The organism is Xenorhabdus budapestensis (assembly GCF_017743015.1).
Lineage (GTDB): Bacteria > Pseudomonadota > Gammaproteobacteria > Enterobacterales > Enterobacteriaceae > Xenorhabdus > Xenorhabdus budapestensis.
The window spans coordinates 498,603-518,772 of record NZ_CP072455.1 but is presented as its reverse complement, the minus strand read 5'-3'; the positions used below and the strand labels follow the sequence as shown (position 1 = coordinate 518,772).

Here is a 20,170-nt window from a genome sequence, read left to right as displayed (position 1 = left end):
AAATTCATCCACCGTATATATGAGGAGAGTTCTATGCCACAGATGAAAAACTCTGAAGAATTACGTGCTGAATTGCAATCCCTTGCGGATACATTGGAAGAAGTTCTAAACAGCTCCGAGGATAAGTCCAAAGCTGAGTTAGAAAAATTACGTAGCAAAGCAGAAAAAATGGTGAAAGATGCCCGCACAGCCCTTAGTGATGCCAGTGATAAACTGGCAGATCAGACAAAAGAAATAGCAGGCTGTGCAGACAGTTATGTCCGTGACAACCCCTGGACTAGCGTAGGTATCGGTGCCGCCGTGGGTATCGTATTGGGCGTGTTACTGGCAAAACGCTGAAATGACCCAATCATCCCATTCACAAGGCTCAAGGAAAGGAATAGTTAATACCTTACAGCGGGTGGTAACTCTGGTTGTCGGTATGGTTGAGACTCGTATTCAGCTTGCAGCCGTTGAGTTGGAAGAGGGTGCAGCCACACTGGTACAATTCTTGTTGCTGGTAGGGTTCACGCTGCTATTTGCAACCCTTGGCATAATATGTCTGTTGATACTGGTCTTTCTGACTGTCGATCCGGCCTACCAGGCTACAGTCATAGCCATTGCCGCAGGAACTCTGCTGCTTCTCGCCGTGCTTGGCACAATTTGGACTATTAGGAAATCCCGCCAGCTGACTTTTCTTAATGCAACTCGTGAGCAACTCAGGATAGATCGCAAAATGTTGGAGAATGACCATGAATAAATCACAGCGTCAGCAGCGAGAACGGCGAAAGCAGGCATTATTACAAAAAATTCAGCAGCAACGACAATCTCTCTCAGCTTATGGCCAGCACTGGCTTACCATCACCCGCTCTTACGATCATGGCTGGCAGATAATACTGTCTTTCAAACCTTATTTTGCTATTGGTAGCGGTATATTACTGCTCTATGGTATTCGTCATCCCAGAAAACTTTATCGCTGGTCACGCCGCCTGGTTGGTTTTTGGACGTACATTAACACTCTACGCAATATATTGAATGGACGTTAATTATTTCTATTGTTCTTATTCTTCTTCAAATCCCTTTACGTACATTAGGTTATTTCTTCAAAAAAATTGCACTAAACTGTTAATATTCCTTACTATCAACCCGTAATACCTCTCCTTAGAATACTCTCCATCAAGAAAATATTAGCTAATTGTGCTCCTTAGAACACATATCTGGAGATGTTCATGAAAAAATTTGAAGATAGCGGCTTATTAGTGGCGCGTATTTTAATGTCAGTTCTGTTTATTATTGCAGGTTATGGAAAATTAGGGAGTGCTTACGCAGGGACGCAGGAATTCATGGAGGCAATGAAGGTTCCTGGAATTCTACTGCCACTCACTATCTTACTTGAACTCGGGGGCGGAATTGCGGTGTTGTTAGGACTGCTGACCCGCACTACAGCAGCGTTTACTTTTATTTTCTGTATTCTGACTGCAATTCTGTTCCACTATGATTTTTCAGATGGCATGAACCAGACTATGTTCCTGAAGAATTTCGCTATCGGTGCTGGTTATCTCATGCTGGCAATGATGGGGCCAGGCAAATTCAGTATTGACCGTGTACTGAATAAGAACTGGTAATTGCCTGCTATTACAAAAAGCCCCTTGCAGGCAAGGGGCTTTCTGGTTATTTATTTCACAAATAATTTGGGGATTTCCCGCAGACACCAGGCTTTAGCTTCCCCCATCCTGTCACGCCTCCATGCCATAATAATGTTGGTTTCATGGATATATTCCGAACCAATAACCCGCAGACGCCCTTCTGCAATATCGTTCTCCACCATCGGATATGGCATCGTTGCAACTCCCAGCCCCGCCAACAAAGCCCGTCTTTTATCTTCCAGTGAACTGACCGTTAGGCGTGGTTGCTTATCCAAAAGTTGAATTGTCAGTACCGGGCGCTCCCTTGCTGTATCAGCCACTGCTATCCCACGGTACTTAACCCGTGTGGCATCAGATAAAGGTTCCGGTTCAAGGTGAATAGGATGATCCACACTGGCAACATAGACGTTTTTGATGGAATAAAGTGTTCGTGAATTGGTTTCCGCAGATGCCCTGAAATGAATATCTGGTGCAATCACAATATCTGCATGACCAGATTCCAGCCGTTCCCAGGCACCAGCCAACACCTCAGTTATTAATGAAAGCTGAGTATTCGCTTTATTTGCCAGCCTGTCCACAAGAGGAAATAATGACTCAACGGGAAACAACGCTTCACAGACAACAATCAGATGAGTTTCCCAACCACGGGCAAGCGCTTGTGCATCTGCCGTAAGTTTGTCCGCCACTTCAAGCAATAGCCTGCCCCGATCAAGCAACATTCTGCCGACATTAGTAAACTTTGTACGATGCCCGGAGCGGTCAAACAACACCACATCCAGCTCTTCTTCCAGTTTCTGCATGGTATAACTTAATGCAGAAGGCACCCGCCCCAATTCATCCGCTGCTGCGGCAAAACTTCCTCTCCGGTCTATCGCATCCATCACCCGCAAAGATTCCAGTGTAAGCGCTCGTTCTTTCCCCATGTTCTTTACCCATATAGCTCTCAATCAATAAATTTGAATATAGAGAACAGATTAACTGGCTAACATTTCAACGTCCAGATAATTAAGATCAAATGCAATAGGTATATAACAAATAAATATATGGCAGACGTATAGCAAAGAGATAGTCGTCATGATAATAACCAGAACAGCAAATCAATGCGGGAAAGCCGATTATGGTTGGTTGAAAGCCCGTTATACTTTTTCATTCGGCCACTATTTTGACCCAAATTTTTTGAACTATGGAGCACTTCGGGTACTTAATCAGGAGATCCTTGCCCCAAAAGCAGAATTCAAGCCAAAGGCTTATCCTCATGTCGATATTCTGAATCTTATCCTGCAAGGAGAAGCCGAGTACCGTGACAGTGCCGGAAACTATATTCAGGCCCGTCAAGGAGAGTGCCTGTTATTCTCTACCCGTCAGGATCTGCGCTACAGTGAGCACAATATCAGTGATAAAGTACCGCTGAACCGCCTGCAACTCTGGCTTAATGCCAATCCACATCAGGCACCACAATCCGTGCAGCGTAGAGTGTTATCTAAGCATCCTCTAACTCTGTTAGCCTCACCCACAGCCGAAAAAAACAGTATGTGCCTGCGCCAATCAGTCTGGATAAGTTCTCTTATGCTGCGAACTAATGACACCCGGACAATGTCTTTGCAAGGGAGACATGCTTATCTGCAATCTATCAGTGGTAATGTTGAGATTCATGCTCAGAGCCAGACCAATAACCAGTCTAATGTGAATATCAAATGTGGGGATGGGATATTTATTCAAGACGAGCCACGACTGCGTCTGCGGGCAATCTCTTCATTTCAGGGCTTGCTAATCGATTTGGGAAGTTAATATTTCTGCCTGAATTATCTGCTGAAATGAATAAGCCCTATAAAGCAGATGCTCTATAGGGCTGAATCTGTGGAGTCGGCCGATAAGCCGGGTTCTGTCGTGGACAATCATTCATCTAGGCCAGAACTTACGCGCTGGCTCAAGCAACCTACCCGGGTTCGGTACGGGCCGTACCATATGAACCCCTATTTGGTCTTGCTCCGGGTGGAGTTTACCATGCCACGGACTGTTACCAGCCGCACGGTGCGCTCTTACCGCACCCTTTCACCCTTACCTGATCTCAGTTTCTTACAAAACTGAGCCATCGGCGGTTTGCTCTCTGTTGCACTGGTCGTAGGCTTTCACCTCCCAGACGTTATCTGGCACCCTGCCCTGTGGAGCCCGGACTTTCCTCCCCTTTACAACTTTCTTCCGAAAGAGACTCCCGAAAGAAACAGTAAAGCAGCGACTGTCTAGCCAACTCCGGCGCGGATTATAAGGGGTTTATCACCTGATGTATAGGGGTTTTCATGTTCCCGCTATTCTCATGTGCTTTCCTCGGTTTGTTCAAGAGCATAACGGTATAAGGCATTTTTCTTCACGCCATGAATGTCTGCCGCCAGTGCCGCAGCCTTTTTCAGCGGTAACTCTTTTTGTAGTAATGCCAATGTCCGCAACGCTTCTGGAGGGAGACTATTATCTGCTGGTTTGCGATATCCTTCAACAATCAGCACCATTTCTCCCCGCCGGCGGGTTTCATCTTCTCTGATCCATGCCAGCAACTCTCCAGCAGGCATTCCCTGAATAGATTCCCACGTTTTTGTCAACTCTCGCGCCAATACCACATAACGATCTGCGCCCCATACTGCGACAATATCTTCTAAACTGTCCAACAAGCGATGTGTGGACTCATAGAAGATCAATGTCCGTGGTTCCTGCGCCAAATCGCGTAATACATCCCGGCGTCCTTTACTTTTTGCCGGCAAAAAACCTTCGTAACAAAAACGATCAGAAGGCAGCCCTGCAGCAGACAATGCCGTAATTGCTGCACAAGGCCCCGGCAATGGGACAACATTAATACCAGCTTCACGGCAGCGACGGACAACGTGATACCCCGGATCGTTGATCAACGGTGTTCCGGCATCAGAGACAAGAGCAATACTCAGACCTTGCTGCAATTTCTCAATTAATTGATCTGCTTTCTGCTGTTCATTATGATCATGAAGTGCGAACATGCGCGCATTAATGGCAAAATGCTGAAGCAATAAGCCAGTGTGTCGCGTATCTTCGGCTGCAATCAGATCGACATGTTTAAGAACTTCAAGTGCACGCTGAGTGATATCCCCCAGATTTCCAATAGGGGTTGGCACAACATACAGCGTAGATGTCGTAACCACTGCTCGATTAGGTTGATTCATTATTTCATCCGAATGACCGATTTAAAATTGAGCATCTTTGAAAAAAACATCACTGGATACAGTATGCTTCCCTCAATTTTTGTGCGTTTCAAAACTGGTTTAGTCTGCTCAGCACTGCTGACGACTATGATTATTGCAGGGTGTACCACGCCTAAACCACAAGGGCAACCACCTTCTGAGCCACAAGACAAGATCAGCGCAGAGATTAACCGCTATCAAGCTATTATTGATGCTGCTGATAACCAGCCTTCTCTGGATGTCATCCGTGCTTATATTGCGCTGGAGCCACATGCAGCAAATGAAGCCGCACGCCAGAAAAACATTGATGATACATGGCAGGTACTGACGCATCTGACTTCACAACAACTGAGCGAACTGGTAATTAATGCCAATGAATATACGCTTCAGGGATGGTTAGATCTGCTAAATGCTTACCAGACCAATAAACAGGATCAGGATAAACTACGTTCTGCCATTCGTGACTGGCAAATTCGCTACCCGGATAACCCCGCTACTCGGAGTTTACCTGCTGCCCTGCACCAAATGCTATTTACCCCCACAAATCGTCAGGCCAGCATAGGGCTATTTCTGCCTCTGAGTGGCCAGGCAAAAGCATTTGGTGAGGCGATCCGCCAAGGCTTCCTTGATGCACAAAAAGGCTTGCCACAACCCGAAATGCCTGTGAATGCAACTGATTCTGCCAATGTTAATTCCGTTAATACCAGTGCTTCCGATATCGGAGACACCAATAATACAACAACGGGTGATACTATCAGAGATGTAGCAGGAACAGATATGGCAAATGCTGATACCGAAAATCCTGAAAATAATTCCGGCAATACCAGTACAGCAGCACAATTTACGATCAGTCCGGTTCCTGTCAATGATCATCCTGTGAAAATCTATGATACCAGCAGCCAACCTCTGGCTAATCTGTTGGCACAAGCTGAACAGGATGGCGTTACACTGGTAGTCGGCCCATTGCTGAAACCTCAGGTTGAGCAATTGGCCCAGATCAATACACCATTAAATATTCTGGCTCTTAATAAACCAGATGCATCACAACTCAATCCCAATATCTGCTATTTCTCCCTGTCACCGGAAGATGAGGCTAAAAGTGCTGCTCTGCATATCTGGTATCAACAGAAACATAATCCATTGGTGTTAGTACCGCGTACTGCATTGGGTGATCGAGTGGCAAAAGCCTTTGCAGCCGAATGGCAGAAATTAGGCGGCTCCAACGCTTTACAGCAATCCTTCGGAACAATAACAGAGATGAGACAATCCATGAACCGTGGTGTTGGGATTCATTTATCTGGCACACCAATTTCTGTCAGTACTGCTTCCGTCAATACTTCCACTCCTGATATTGACGAGCCACAAGCTGATAAGAACTTATCCGTTGCTGTTACCAGCACTTCCCGTGAGCAAATTGATGCAGTTTACATTGTTGCGACAACGGATGAATTAGCACTGATCAAGCCAATGATTGATATGGCAATCAGCTCTCGTGAAAAACCCGCTCTTTATGCCAATTCACGTAGCAATAAAGCAGATGCGGGGCCAGATTTTCGTCTGGAAATGGATGGTATGCAATTCAGCGATGTTCCGTTATTGACGGGAACGAATATTCCCTTAATGAAACAGGCCGCAAATAAATTTGGTAATGATTATTCTCTTATGCGCCTTTACGCGATGGGAATTGATGCCTGGTCATTAGCCAATCATTTTGCTCAGTTACAACAAGGTATCGGGTTCAATATGAATGGAGCATCCGGAGAGCTTTCCATCACAGAGGGTTGTACAATATCCCGTCAGCTACCATGGATGCAATTTAATAATGGACGCGTTATGGTAGAGAGCCACATGACAGAAAATAACTCCGCTGACAGTACTTCTGCCATTGACAATATTTCTGTTCAGAATACAAACAAAAATATTGCCATACCGTCGGTACAATAAATTACTTTTTTCTTTTGATCGGTAATTTCAGGATGAAAAAAAAACCAAATAATCGCTATGCGCAGGGATGCCATTATGAACAGCAAGTTAAACAGTTTTTGCAGCAACAAGGTCTTGTCTTTGTCGCAGAGAATGTGAAAATTCGTGGCGGGGAGATTGATCTGATCATGCGTGATAAACAAACATGGGTCTTTGTCGAAGTTCGTTTCCGCCAAAATGCACAATATGGTGATGCCGTTGCTACAATTACCCGAAGCAAGCGCAGAAAGATATTGCGCACTGCTTCGTTCTGGCTTTACCAGCGTGATGAATGTTTTGAGACTGCGGCCTGCCGCTTTGATGTTTGTGCAATTACCGGTCAAAAATTTGAATGGCTGAAAGATGCTTTCAATTTAAATGAAAACCTATCTGATAGGTTCTGAATTTACTCGATCAATAAAATAGGTCATAACGTGCTGGATAGAATTAAAGTCTGCTTTACCGAAAGTATTCAAACACAAATCGCAGCAGCAGAGGCATTACCCGACGCGATATCCCGCGCCGCAATGATGATGGTTCAGTCACTACTGAATGGTAACAAGATCCTGTGCTGTGGCAATGGAGGCTCAGCCGCAACAGCACAACGTTTTGCCTCCAGTATGATAAACCGATTTGAGACAGAGCGACCAAGTCTGCCAGCGTTGTCGCTGAATGCTGATAATGTGGTGATCACTGCCATTGCCGGCAGTAAACAGCCAGAAGAGATCTACGCTAAACAAGTCAGAGCACTGGGGCAGACCGGAGATGTTCTGCTGGCTATCTCTACACATGGAAACAGCCGGGCGATTATCAAAGCAGTCGAAGCCGCTGTTACCCGTGATATGACTATTGTTGCATTGACGGGTTTTGATGGCGGTGAACTGGCAGGATTGTTGGGGCCACAAGATGTGGAAATCCGTATCCCTTCCCATCACAGTGTCAGAATTCAGGAAGTGCACATGCTGACAATTAACTGTCTGTGCGACTTAATCGACAATACGTTATTCCCTCATCAGGATGACTAAGGAGCCAAAAAATGCGGTTATTTTCTCTATTATTGGTATTTTGTAGTGCAATGTTATTGCAGGGATGTATTGGTGCTGCCATCATCGGCTCTGCTGCTATTGCAACCAAAGCAGGCACCGATCCCCGTACAGTCGGGCAACAAGTTGATGATACCACTTTAGAAGCTCGTATCAGTAATGACATCAGCAAAGACCCACAAATTAAGTCCCGGGCTCGTATCGTTACGACAGTTTATGAGGGCAAAGTGCTATTAACCGGCCAGAGCCCAGACATGCAGCTGGCAGATCGGGCCAAACAGATAGCATCAAAAGTCGAAGGGGTTAGTGTAGTTTATAACGAAATCAGGCAAGGTAATCCTGTTGCACTCAGTACTGCATCTTTAGATACCTGGCTGACGACAAAAGTACGTTCGAAAATTCTGACCAGTGATGCGGTGAAGTCATCAAATATTAAAATTGTGACTGAGAATGGCGAAGTTTTTTTGTTCGGCATTGTTACCAAGCAGGAAGGGGCTGATGCCGCGAAGATTGCCAGTGAAACTGACGGGGTTAAACGTGTAACCACCGCGTTCATTTATCTTGATTAGATTTCAATATTGAAAGTAGCGATTAACACGATACAAATCACGGTATCAACAGTAAAACGTCACAATTAGTTTTTTTAACAAACTCTGCCAAACAAAGCAGCACCAAAAAGTGCTGCTTTGTTTGGGTTTTTCTACTGTTTCCTGAGCACTGCATTTCAAATTATTTACTCAATTTATTTGTTCTTAAATAACTCTGTCCCCCTAATAACTGCATTTGCCGTAAGACCCATCGCTGACGCTGCAACACATAAGTAGAAGGCACATCAACCCTATAGCGAAGAGGATTAGGTAACACTGCTGCCAAAAGAGCGGCCTCGGAGGCTGTCAATCGACTGGCCGGTTTGCCGAAATAATGTTGAGTAGCTTCTTCCACACCAAAAATACCATCACCAAATTCAGCAATATTGAGATAGACTGTTAAAATGCGTTTCTTCGACCACAGTAGCTCCAGCACAACCGTCATTCCCGTCTCCAGCCCTTTCCTCACCCAACTACGCCCTTCCCACAGAAAGAGGTTTTTAGCTGTTTGCTGAGTTATGGTGGAAGCACCACGTATTCGCTTCCGATACTTTTTGTTATGTTCCACTGCCATTGCTATCGCTGGAAAATCAAACCCCCAGTGTTCCGGAAACCGTTGATCCTCGGCAGCAATCACGGCTAATGCCATATAAGGTGAAATTTGATCTTGATCTACCCAGGTAGAGCGAGAAACATAAGATAAATTAATTGACATTAACGCACTGATTTGTTTCTCCAACATCACCATAGAAAACGGCACCGGCAGAAATGAAAATGTGATTACAGCAACAAACCACAAAAGAGTGATCATGCCCACAATTTTTTTCAACCAGTGCCATAATTTTGAAAAAGGATTTCTCATCCTAATTACTCAATCATTTCCAATATTTTTCTGACCAATTTGTCTATCCCAATTTCAGCCTCAGATAAAGATTGAGCAAGCATATAAGCTGGCGTTGTTACAATTTTATTTTTAAAATCAATAACAATGCCATCAACCGGACACGCTATATGAACCCCTCCCATTTTTTCTATCTGTGCTACCGTTTCGGGATCATTACCCACAGTGACTTTTATCGGTTTACCTAATATTTTGGGAACCATAACAGGGGCAATGCACATAAAACCCATTGGCTTGCCTTTTTGGTGCATATTTTGCACAACACTTAAAAACTCTTTATTTATTTCACAATCAGATCCTTTAAATGCGAAATTACATAAATTTTTAGCTGCGCCAAAACCACCGGGAACAATCAGTGCATCCAAAGTATTAACATCAACCTCAGATAATGGTTGAATATTACCTCTTGTTATACGGGCTGATTCTTCCATTATGTGACGTATTTCTTGTTTCTCCTCTCCATTAAGGTGATTAATTACATGATGTTGTGACTCATCAGGCGAAAAAAAAGACACTTTAGCGCCCAAACGGCTCAAAGAGAGCATAGTTAAAACTGATTCGTGGATTTCACTACCGTCATAGACCCCACATCCACTTAATATAACTGCAACAGATTTCATATTTCTCTCCATTTGTAGTAGATTAATGCTTAACCCCTTAGAGGGTTAAACACCAATCTTCATCACAGATTTTAATGAATCTTGTAACAAAAAATCTTATCTTTGCTATGTTGGTACTTGTATTCTGTGTGGAAGAATTCTTTAATTGCTCGCGCCTAAAATAAATCTTAGATAAGCGGGCAAACAAGTTTCCCTGGTGTTGGCGCAGTATTCGCGCACCCCAACTTCGGTTGGGGTTATTTTTTTGTAGCGTTCGCCAACCAGTTTCTCAATGTTTCCGTATCACTTTTCCATTCCTGACTCAGCTCATCTACCCACTCCTGCACATTATCCCACCACGCTGGTAAATCTGGTGATTGGATCTGCTGTGCTAATTGTTGTAAATGACGTAATCCAACAGAACTGGCAGCACCCTTGATTTTATGAGCCTCTTCCGTAATTCCTTTTTGATCCCTTGCTGTCATATTCGATTCCAGTAAGGCAAGGTAGTTTGGCATCATATTTTCAAAGATGGTCAAATTATCAGCTATCATCTTCGAACCGACCAAGTCGATATACTGATTGAGCATCTCTATATCAAGTAGTTCATCAAGGAATTCTTCACCCTTTTTCAAGGTAATTGTCTCCGGTAACAGCGGTTCAGATTCAGCCTGCTTACCCCAGAATTTTTCCATTACGGTAGTCAATTCCTTAACAGAAAGAGGCTTATTGAGAACTTCATCCATGCCTGCCTCAAGATATTCTTTTTTGCCTTTCAAAACATTGGCAGTCAGAGCGATAAGTGGAGGGAGAGTGTGATTCTGGTAACGTTTATGCAATTTACGAGCAATATCCAATCCAGTCATATCCGGTAATTGGATATCAAGCAGCACCAAGTCATACTCATCAGGATCAAACATATTCAGAGCATCACGACCATTCATAGCGACATCTACACTATTACCGAGTTTCTCCAGAACAGAACGGGCAACAATGACATTCAGCTCAATATCCTCAACCAACAGGATATTCAGTGCAGGTAATGGCAGTGAATCTTCTTCTTCCCCTCCTACAGCGTTTTCATCAATCGCAGGGGCAATCACAGACAAGGTAAAACATGATCCCTCCCCTACTGTACTCTTAACCGTAATATCACCTCCCATAGCTTGTGCAAGCCGTTTGGATACAGCGAGACCGATCCCTGTTCCTGTTGCCGGACATCCACCAGCACTGTCTCTCACCTGATAATACATAGCGAAGATTTTTTCTAATTCATCAGAAGGGATACCAATACCGGAATCAGTGACTTCAAACAGCAGACGATCTTCTTTTTCACACCAGATACGCACTCTGATTTCACCTTTTTGGCTAAACTTCACGGCATTACCAATTAAATTCCACAGAATTTGACGCAGGCGAGTACCATCAGCTAATACTTTGGCGGGTAATGGCAATTCTGGCTCTAAAACAAACCGAATTCCTTTCGGTTGTGCCAGCAATCCAGACAAATTTTCTAAGTCAGCCATAAAACCAGTAAAATCAATCGGCTGAGTGTCAAGTTGGATCTTACGGCGCTCAATTTTATCTAACTCAATAATATCATTGAAGATATTACCCAGAGTGATTGCGCTGACGTGGATTGTTTTCAGATAGTTACATTGTTCTGATGTCAGAGTAGTATCCATCAGGATACGGCTTAAGCCGACAATGCCATTTAAAGGCGTACGAAGCTCATGGCTAATCGTAGAGATAAAGGTAGTCTTATCCCTGCTGGCATTCTCCAACGCGTCCTGATAGCGTTTACGCTCCGTTATATCGCGTCCGAATCCCATCAGACCATGACGTTTACCGATACGGTCATAAAAAGGAACTTTTCTCAGCTCAAAACAGGCCTTACGCCCATCAGGATAAACCAGCCATTGTTCATAAGTCAGCGAGACGTTATGACGAAAGACTTTTTCATCCGTTTCCATCACTTTACTGGCGATCTCTTTATCGTAAACTTCTATCGGAGTCAGACCAATCAGTTGTTTTTCGCTTTTGCCTGTCAGCAGTTCCATCGCACGGTTACAGCCAGAAAATTCATTATCTTCATTGCGGTAATAAACCAGATCAGGTGAAGCATCAAGGAATGAACGCAACAAAACCGATTGCTGTTCAAGTTCAATCTGTGTTTTTTCACGGTGCTCCATTTCTAATTTCAATTTGTCCAGCAACACCAGATGAGCTTGTTCTGCTTTTTCCCTTTCACTGATTTCTTGATTTAATTGAGTAATATTGTCTTTTAACTGCTGATTCAATATTGCATCACGCTGACGCATTTCCTCCAGCTTTGCCACCAAACTGGATAAACGTTGACGGGACTCTTCAAGTTGCTCCACGACAATAGAGAGAAAATAAACCGCCCACGGTGTAATTAATAAACCAAAAAAGATGGAACGGATTAAATCGATACGTTGTACTTCCCCATGCAAGACGAATGTCACTGCCATTTGCATCGCCATTGCCAGGATCACCAGAACAGATGCCAGTAGTAACGAAAAGCGTACTAATCCCAGTTTCATCATTAAATCAACGTAATATTGGGCAAGCCCCCTGATCAGATTCATAACAACTCCAAGTAAAATCACCAGATTGAATCATAACTTAAATAAAGCCCAACTTCGTTAAGGGATATTGTCCTTAATCCCTTAAAAGAATAAAAAATCAAAAAAATAGAATAATAAATCAATCCTGATTTTAGTTACTTATAAAAGAACAAAAATCAATCAATCATTTACTCTTAACGAACACAAAATATACGATTACATGCCAATAAAATTCATAAACAAAGACTAATATTCTAAAAAAAGTCATTTTATAAGCATATTTAAAACACATATTATGGATAAATTAGTGATATAACTCACATCATTTCCAAGTCATGATCTGAGTCACATAATAAGGCAATAACAATATTTTTATTTTAATTCATACGGATATGTGTTTTTCAATTACATAAAACACGATCTAACATTATTTGACCTGTTTTATTTTTCTCGCTAAGTTGGAAATTCACTGAAAATTATCTGTTGGTTCTTTCTCCAACTCATATTTATGCAGTGACCTTATACAGAAACAAAATATCATTTCGCTCTGCTGTTTTTATTAACGGTTATGACTGATAAATAGTTATTACCAATAAAACCAAATGGTATTTGACTGAGGACGCAATTCAGACGTCTGTAGCAATAATAATCTATATCATCTAGTGAGTGATGTAAGAGTCGGACAAAACTTGGGAGCTTTACCATGTTGTATGACAAATTACAGGAAAAAGATAACTGTGGCTTTGGATTAATCGCACATATTGAAGGGGAGCCAAGCCACAAGGTTGTGCGCACAGCAATACATGCACTTGCCAGAATGCAACATCGGGGAGCAATTCTGGCAGATGGAAAAACTGGTGACGGCTGTGGCTTACTAATGCAAAAACCTGATCGGTTTTTCCAGATGATTGCCAATGAACAATCATGGAGACTGGCAAAGAACTACGCTGTCGGTATGCTGTTTTTAAGCCAGGATAGCCAGATAGCCCAATCATGCCGCGCTATTATCGAACAAGAATTAGAAAATGAAACGCTGTCCATTGCCGGATGGCGAGAAGTCCCTATCAATCGCGATATTTTAGGTAACATCGCACTGTCAAGCCTCCCCCGCATTGAACAAATTTTTGTTAATGCGCCTGCCGGATGGCGATCACAGGATTTGGAACGTCGGCTATTCATTGCCCGTCGCCGTATAGAGAAACGCATTACCGATGATGATTTTTATATTTGCAGCCTCTCCAATCTAGTCACGATTTACAAAGGGCTGTGTATGGCAGCGGATCTACCTCGATTCTACTCGGATTTGGCAGATCTACGTATGGAATCAGCGATCTGCCTGTTCCATCAGCGGTTTTCAACTAATACCATCCCTCGCTGGCCATTAGCACAGCCGTTTCGTTATCTGGCTCATAATGGTGAAATCAATACGATCACTGGAAACCGCGAGTGGGCCAAAGCGAGAGCCTATAAATTCCGTACGCCTTTGATCCCTGACTTACAAACCGCGGCTCCTTTTGTCAACGAAACGGGTTCAGACTCCAGTTCACTGGATAATATGCTGGAACTGTTTCTCAATGGCGGTATGGATTTGATCCGTGCAATGCGCTTACTGGTTCCCCCCGCCTGGCAGAATAACCCGGATATGGATGACGATCTGCGTGCTTTCTTCGATTTCAATTCCATGCATATGGAGCCGTGGGATGGGCCGGCTGGTATCGTTATTTCTGACGGGCGCTATGCAGCCTGTAATCTCGACCGCAACGGCTTACGTCCGGCACGTTATGTCATTACGAAGGATAAATTAATCACCTGTGCTTCAGAAGTGGGGATCTGGGAGTACCAACCCGATGAAGTCGTAGAAAAAGGGCGTATCGGCCCCGGTGAATTAATGGTAATCGATACCCGGAAAGGCCGAATTCTTCATTCTGCCGAAACCGATAACGATTTGAAAAGCCGCCATCCTTATAAAGAGTGGCTGGAAAAGAATGTCAATCACCTGATTCCATTTGAAAAATTACCAGAAGAACAAGTCGGCACACGGGATTTTGGCGATCGCATGCTGGTAACCTATCACAAACAGTTTGCCTACAGTAATGAAGAGCTGGATCAAATTATCCGCGTACTCGGCGAGAATGGTCAGGAGGCAACAGGTTCAATGGGGGATGATACACCATTTGCCGTACTTTCCAGCCGCCCACGCATAATCTACGACTATTTCCGCCAGCAATTTGCTCAAGTTACCAATCCTCCCATCGATCCGCTGCGTGAAGCACATGTTATGTCACTGTCCACCCGCATAGGCCGGGAGATGAATGTCTTTTGTGAAGCGGAAGGACAGGCCCACCGCCTGAGTTTCGAATCCCCGGTACTGCTCTATCCCGATTTTGTGCAACTGACAACACAGCAAGGCTCCTACTATCGTGCAGAAACATTGGATTTAACGTTTAACCCACAAGAAACTAATCTCAAAACCGCAGTTTCAACCCTGTGCGAACAAGCAGAAAAACGTGTCCGTAATGGTGCAGTATTATTGGTCTTGTCCGATCGTAATATTTCTCCGGAAAGATTACCGATCCCTGCCCCAATGGCAGTTGGTGCTATCCAGCACTGTTTGGTGGAAAAAAGTTTGCGTTGTGATGCCAACCTGATAGTCGAAACCGCCAGTGCCCGCGATCCACACCATTTCGCGGTATTGCTCGGCTTTGGTGCTACCGCTGTTTACCCTTATTTGGCGTATGAATCATTGGGCAAAATGATCGATGATGGCACAATCAATACCCCATATGCCCGTGTAATGCTGAATTATCGTAATGGCATTAATAAAGGGTTATATAAAATTATGTCCAAAATGGGCATCTCCACGATTTCGTCCTATCGCTGTTCTAAGTTGTTTGAGGCCGTCGGTTTACATTCTGAAATAACAGATCTCTGCTTCAATGGGGTTGTCAGCCGGATTGAAGGGGCTGATTTCAACGATTTCGAACAAGATTTGCGTAACCTTTCCAGACGGGCGTGGCTACACCGCCATACGATCGATCAGGGTGGATTATTGAAATATGTCCACAATGGGGAGTATCACGCTTATAACCCTGAAGTCGTGAGTACCTTACAAGCAGCAGTACATAGCGGCAAGTACAGTGATTACCAGAAGTACTCACAATTGGTCAACGGCCGTCCTATCACAACACTACGCGACCTGCTGGCAATATCTCCAAAAGGAGAGCCGATTTCCATTGAAGAAGTCGAACCCGCCGAAGCGCTGTTCAAACGTTTTGACACCGCAGCGATGTCAATTGGTGCGCTAAGCCCCGAAGCACATGAAGCACTGGCTGAAGCAATGAATACACTGGGTGGTTTCTCCAATTCCGGCGAAGGTGGAGAAGATCCCGCTCGCTATGGTACGAAAAAAGTTTCCCGAATTAAGCAAGTTGCCTCCGGGCGTTTTGGCGTCACTCCCGCTTATTTAATCAGTGCCGATGTCATTCAAATCAAAGTTGCCCAGGGAGCAAAACCCGGTGAAGGCGGACAATTACCGGGAGATAAGGTGACACCTTATATCGCCAGACTGCGTTATTCGATTCCCGGAGTGACTCTGATTTCGCCACCACCGCATCACGATATTTATTCTATCGAAGATTTGGCCCAGTTAATTTTTGATCTGAAACAGGTCAATCCTAACGCCCTGATTTCTGTGAAATTGGTTTCAGAACCGGGTGTAGGAACCATCGCTACCGGAGTAGCAAAAGCCTATGCCGATTTAATTACCATCGCCGGCTATGACGGAGGAACAGGAGCAAGTCCTCTGTCCTCTGTGAAATATGCCGGTTGCCCGTGGGAACTCGGCTTGGTAGAAACCCAGCAAGCGCTGGTCGCTAATGGCCTGCGCCATAAAATCCGTCTTCAGGTTGACGGTGGGTTAAAAACAGGTGTAGACATTATCAAAGCCGCTATTTTAGGTGCGGAAAGTTTTGGTTTTGGTACGGGGCCAATGGTTGCACTTGGCTGTAAGTACCTGAGAATTTGTCATCTCAATAACTGTGCAACCGGAGTAGCAACACAAGACGAGAAATTGCGTCAGTTTCATTATCACGGACTGCCTGAACGAGTAATTAATTATTTCCGCTTTATCGCACAGGAAACACGAGAAATTCTGGCTCAACTGGGTGTACGCAAATTAACAGATTTGATTGGCCGCACAGATTTGCTTAAAATACTGGAAGGTATCTCGGCCAAACAAAGCAAACTCAATCTTAAACCTTTACTGGAAACAGCACAGCCCCACGAAGGCAAAGCCCAGCATTGCACTGAAGATAACCCTTCCTTTGATCAGGGTGTGCTCAATAAAGCTATTATCAATCAGGCCCTGCCTTTTGTAAAAAATGCGCAGAGTAAAAAATTCTACTTTGATATCCAGAATACTGACCGCTCTGTCGGCGCATCACTGTCTGGCGCAATTGCCGCAATACATGGTGATCAGGGGCTGGCGGGTAACCCAATAAAATTACATTTTACAGGAACAGCCGGACAAAGTTTTGGGGTCTGGAATGCAGGCGGAGTTGAATTGACATTAACCGGTGATGCCAATGATTACGTCGGTAAGGGCATGGCAGGCGGACAGATTGTTATTTTGCCTCCGGTTGGCTCTGCATTCAAAAGTCACGAAGCAACGATTATTGGCAATACCTGCCTTTATGGTGCAACTGGCGGAAAACTGTTTGCCGCCGGATGTGCAGGTGAACGCTTTGCAGTAAGAAATTCAGGTGCCATCACCGTGGTTGAGGGTATCGGAGATAATGGCTGTGAATATATGACTGGTGGAATAGTCTGTGTTCTGGGTAACACAGGAGTCAACTTTGGTGCAGGTATGACAGGGGGATTCGCGTATGTTCTTGATGAATCTGATGATTTCCGCAAACGGGTTAACTCTGAATTAGTCGAAGTTCTCTTAATTGATACCCTCTCTATTCATAAAGAGCATCTGCGCGGATTAATCACCGAACACGTTCGCCTGACCGGCTCCCAGCACGGTGAAAGTATTCTGGAAAACTGGTCACTATGGGTCAATAAATTCGCACTGGTTAAACCTAAGTCCAGTGATGTCAGTGCACTACTGGGGCACCGCAGCCGCTCCTCCGCAGAATTACGGGTTCAGGCGCAGTAGGAGTTAAAAATGAGTCAAAATGTTTATCAATTTATCGACCTACAGCGTGTCGATCCCCCAAAAAAAGCACTGAAAATCCGCAAAATAGAATTTGTGGAAATTTATGAGCCTTTTTCTGAAATTCAGGCACAAGCGCAGGCAGATCGCTGCCTCGCATGCGGAAATCCGTATTGTGAGTGGAAGTGCCCGGTGCACAACTATATCCCGAACTGGCTAAAATTAGCCAATGAAGGCCGCATTATTGAAGCAGCAGAGCTATCCCATCAAACAAATAGCCTGCCGGAAGTTTGTGGACGGGTTTGTCCGCAGGATCGTCTGTGTGAAGGTGCCTGTACACTGAATGACGACTTTGGTGCCGTCACTATCGGTAATATTGAGCGTTATATTAACGATACTGCTATTGCGATGGGTTGGAAACCCGATATGTCACACGTGAATACGACAGACAAACGAGTCGCTGTCATTGGAGCAGGCCCTGCTGGATTGGCCTGTGCCGATGTTCTGACACGCAATGGAGTACAGGTTATCGTTTACGATCGACATCCTGAAATCGGCGGATTACTCACATTTGGTATTCCTGCATTCAAACTGGAAAAAGAAGTCATGATCCGGCGCAGAGAAATTTTTACCGAAATGGGTATCGAATTCTGTCTGAATACAGAGATAGGGAAAGATGTCACACTTGCTGAACTCACAAAGCAATTTGATGCCGTCTTTTTGGGTGTTGGAACTTATCAGTCCATACATGGTGGCCTGGAAAATGAAAATGCCGACGGGGTATATGATGCTCTGCCTTTTTTAATTGCCAATACCCGTCATTTAATGGGCTATGAAGAATTACCGGAACAGCCCTATATTGATATGAAAGGTAAACGAGTTCTGGTTCTGGGTGGTGGTGACACGGCAATGGACTGCGTACGTACTTCTATTCGTCAGGGTGCAACCAATGTGGTCTGTGCCTATCGGCGAGATGAAGACAACATGCCGGGTTCTCGCCGTGAAGTGAAAAATGCCCGGGAAGAAGGTGCTGAATTCCAATTCAACCTCCAACCAGTCAACATTGAAGTCAATGATAGAGGTCATGTTCGAGGTGTCAGAGTAGCTAAAACACAATTAAGTGAAATGGATGAAAAAGGCCGTCGCCAGGCTGAAATCATTCCAGATTCAGAGTTTATCATTGAAGCCGATGCTGTGATTATGGCGTTTGGTTTCAAACCACACACTATGCAATGGCTGGATAAGTATCAGGTCAATCTTGATCAACAAGGGCGCATTATCGCTCCCGAATCCAGTGATTTCCCTTTCCAAACCAGTAACCCTAAAATCTTTGCTGGTGGAGATGCTGTCAGAGGTTCTGATTTAGTAGTCACCGCCATTGCTGAAGGCAGAAGAGCCGCCGCCGGTATTCTTGATTACCTTGAGGTTTAATTTAATCTTATCCTGAGTTTTTCTCCGGTCTTTTGATCGGAGAAAATCTTACAAAATAGACTCTCACTTCTCTTTTATTGTCATTCTAAAACCACCTCTTGTTGGATTTAGTGATCATTTTCATTTTATTGATGAACTCTATCAATATATAACAAATCAATCGTTATTATCGATCATTTCATTGATCTTTTTTGATTCGCCTGATACATTTTTTGTGTGCACAGAAAATTGTGCTCTAAAACCACCACCTCCTATGGAGGTAGTGGTAGTTTTCCTTTTACTACCATGATTATTGTATTTTTTGAGTTATGCGACTATTCTTATATCCCAAAAGTAAATATTTGAATTTAATATCTTGGCTAATCTTAAAAATAGGTTTGATTGCTTTTTAAAGAAAGATTCCAGGATATAAAGAAGATATGAGGGATTAATGAAATAAAATGATGATTTATACGTAAATTACAGATTTGAAGCCCGCTCTTTCAAGTAAACTAATTAAATAATAAACAATTTAAAATTAATTACATAATAGTAACCCCGAGAACTAAATGCGTTTACTAACTAAAATATCTTTACTCTCTTTCATATTCTTGATTAGCTCCCCTTCGGTCGCTGGTTTATCCACCCCTACAGAAATCAGACAGCAAGTAAAAGAGAGGGGAGTGAATTCCATCGTTGCTGAAATAGGTGAACAAGGTAAAAGGAATGAAATCGCCCACTATATTACGACCGGAAATCCTGAATGGGTAAAAATAGCTTTTGAATTAACTCCCAACATACATCAAGACTTTTCCAAACAGATTTTTAATTCCTTATCTTTTGCCCTGATTAATAATCCTGTTGAAGTTCTAACGCTGGCAAACAAACGCAAACCTTCCTTATCAAGTGATATCTGTAATATTCCACCAATATTAATAGGTTTGAAAAATAAAGAGCAATTTGTTCGAAATGTAGCTAAAAGTTTAAACGCAGCCAAAAAATTAGCAAGCAGAAAGGATAAAGAAAATATAGAGATATGTCAGTGGGAGCTGAACCAATCTTACACTGAATATTTGTAATACAATACCAATAAA

Annotated in this window: 17 protein-coding genes and 1 other RNA gene; 12 read left to right on the top strand and 6 right to left on the bottom strand. The window is 43.7% G+C overall.

The window, feature by feature from the left end:
• Window positions 1-33 precede the first annotated feature (33 nt).
• From HGO23_RS02195 to HGO23_RS02180, 4 genes are all read left to right on the top strand, one after another.
• Entirely contained in the window at window positions 34-339 is a 306-nt protein-coding gene (locus HGO23_RS02195; RefSeq protein ID WP_099136185.1) for an ElaB/YgaM/YqjD family protein, read from the top strand.
• Window position 340: 1 nt separating this feature from the next.
• Window positions 341-739, top strand: a complete 399-nt coding sequence (locus tag HGO23_RS02190) for a phage holin family protein (protein ID WP_099136184.1) — start codon at window positions 341-343, stop codon at window positions 737-739.
• Complete coding sequence (locus HGO23_RS02185) at window positions 732-1,025, top strand: YqjK-like family protein (protein ID WP_209027820.1); 294 nt, start codon at window positions 732-734, stop codon at window positions 1,023-1,025. The genes HGO23_RS02190 and HGO23_RS02185 overlap by 8 nt, the downstream gene beginning before the upstream one ends.
• Window positions 1,026-1,208: 183 nt before the next feature.
• Entirely contained in the window at window positions 1,209-1,604 is a 396-nt protein-coding gene (locus HGO23_RS02180; RefSeq protein WP_099136182.1) for a DoxX family protein, read from the top strand.
• 50 nt (window positions 1,605-1,654) lie between these two features.
• On the opposite strand, the gene HGO23_RS02175 is transcribed toward HGO23_RS02180, so the two are convergent.
• Window positions 1,655-2,548: a LysR family transcriptional regulator gene (locus tag HGO23_RS02175; RefSeq protein WP_099136181.1), complete on the bottom strand. Its 894-nt coding sequence runs from the start codon at window positions 2,546-2,548 to the stop codon at window positions 1,655-1,657.
• Between the two features lie 151 nt (window positions 2,549-2,699).
• Here HGO23_RS02175 and HGO23_RS02170 point away from each other — a divergent pair, with 151 nt between their 5' ends.
• On the top strand, window positions 2,700-3,413 hold the full coding sequence (locus HGO23_RS02170; protein ID WP_099136180.1) for a pirin family protein: 714 nt from the start codon (window positions 2,700-2,702) through the stop codon (window positions 3,411-3,413).
• A 67-nt stretch (window positions 3,414-3,480) separates the two neighbouring features.
• Here HGO23_RS02170 and rnpB read toward each other — a convergent pair.
• Window positions 3,481-3,877, bottom strand: an RNA gene (gene rnpB / locus HGO23_RS02165) — RNase P RNA component class A.
• Between the two features lie 60 nt (window positions 3,878-3,937).
• Window positions 3,938-4,810 (bottom strand): 16S rRNA (cytidine(1402)-2'-O)-methyltransferase, encoded by an 873-nt coding sequence (gene rsmI / locus HGO23_RS02160; RefSeq protein WP_099136179.1) that lies wholly within the window; start codon window positions 4,808-4,810, stop codon window positions 3,938-3,940.
• 63 nt (window positions 4,811-4,873) lie between these two features.
• Between rsmI and HGO23_RS02155 the strand changes: the two genes are divergently transcribed.
• Genes HGO23_RS02155 through dolP form a run of 4 tightly spaced genes read left to right on the top strand, consistent with a single transcriptional unit; the run spans window position 4,874 to window position 8,402 of the window.
• Window positions 4,874-6,772: a penicillin-binding protein activator gene (locus HGO23_RS02155; protein WP_209027818.1), complete on the top strand. Its 1,899-nt coding sequence runs from the start codon at window positions 4,874-4,876 to the stop codon at window positions 6,770-6,772.
• 32 nt (window positions 6,773-6,804) lie between these two features.
• The gene (locus HGO23_RS02150) at window positions 6,805-7,194 is read left to right on the top strand and encodes a YraN family protein (RefSeq protein ID WP_099136178.1); all 390 of its coding nucleotides are present in this window, start codon (window positions 6,805-6,807) and stop codon (window positions 7,192-7,194) included.
• 30 nt (window positions 7,195-7,224) lie between these two features.
• Window positions 7,225-7,815, top strand: coding sequence for a DnaA initiator-associating protein DiaA (gene diaA / locus HGO23_RS02145; RefSeq protein WP_209027816.1), 591 nt, complete (start codon window positions 7,225-7,227; stop codon window positions 7,813-7,815).
• 11 nt (window positions 7,816-7,826) lie between these two features.
• The gene (gene dolP, locus HGO23_RS02140) at window positions 7,827-8,402 is read left to right on the top strand and encodes a division/outer membrane stress-associated lipid-binding lipoprotein (RefSeq protein ID WP_209027815.1); all 576 of its coding nucleotides are present in this window, start codon (window positions 7,827-7,829) and stop codon (window positions 8,400-8,402) included.
• Between the two features lie 160 nt (window positions 8,403-8,562).
• Here dolP and mtgA read toward each other — a convergent pair whose 3' ends face one another.
• The 3 genes from mtgA to arcB all read right to left on the bottom strand — a co-directional run bounded on the left by mtgA (window position 8,563) and on the right by arcB (window position 12,484).
• Complete coding sequence (gene mtgA, locus HGO23_RS02135; RefSeq protein WP_099136175.1) at window positions 8,563-9,282, bottom strand: monofunctional biosynthetic peptidoglycan transglycosylase; 720 nt, start codon at window positions 9,280-9,282, stop codon at window positions 8,563-8,565.
• Window positions 9,283-9,287: 5 nt separating this feature from the next.
• Entirely contained in the window at window positions 9,288-9,941 is a 654-nt protein-coding gene (elbB, locus tag HGO23_RS02130; RefSeq protein ID WP_209027813.1) for an isoprenoid biosynthesis glyoxalase ElbB, read from the bottom strand.
• Between the two features lie 236 nt (window positions 9,942-10,177).
• Window positions 10,178-12,484 (bottom strand): aerobic respiration two-component sensor histidine kinase ArcB, encoded by a 2,307-nt coding sequence (gene arcB / locus HGO23_RS02125; RefSeq protein WP_422645746.1) that lies wholly within the window; start codon window positions 12,482-12,484, stop codon window positions 10,178-10,180.
• A gap of 727 nt (window positions 12,485-13,211) precedes the next feature.
• On the opposite strand from arcB, the gene gltB reads away from it, so the two are divergent.
• The 3 genes from gltB to HGO23_RS02110 all read left to right on the top strand — a co-directional run bounded on the left by gltB (window position 13,212) and on the right by HGO23_RS02110 (window position 20,155).
• Window positions 13,212-17,669, top strand: a complete 4,458-nt coding sequence (gene gltB, locus HGO23_RS02120) for a glutamate synthase large subunit (RefSeq protein WP_209027811.1) — start codon at window positions 13,212-13,214, stop codon at window positions 17,667-17,669.
• Window positions 17,670-17,678: 9 nt separating this feature from the next.
• Complete coding sequence (locus HGO23_RS02115; RefSeq protein WP_099136171.1) at window positions 17,679-19,097, top strand: FAD-dependent oxidoreductase; 1,419 nt, start codon at window positions 17,679-17,681, stop codon at window positions 19,095-19,097.
• A 548-nt stretch (window positions 19,098-19,645) separates the two neighbouring features.
• A complete protein-coding gene (locus tag HGO23_RS02110) occupies window positions 19,646-20,155 on the top strand; it encodes a hypothetical protein (protein WP_209027809.1) in 510 nt (169 codons plus the stop codon).
• Window positions 20,156-20,170: the final 15 nt, after the last annotated feature.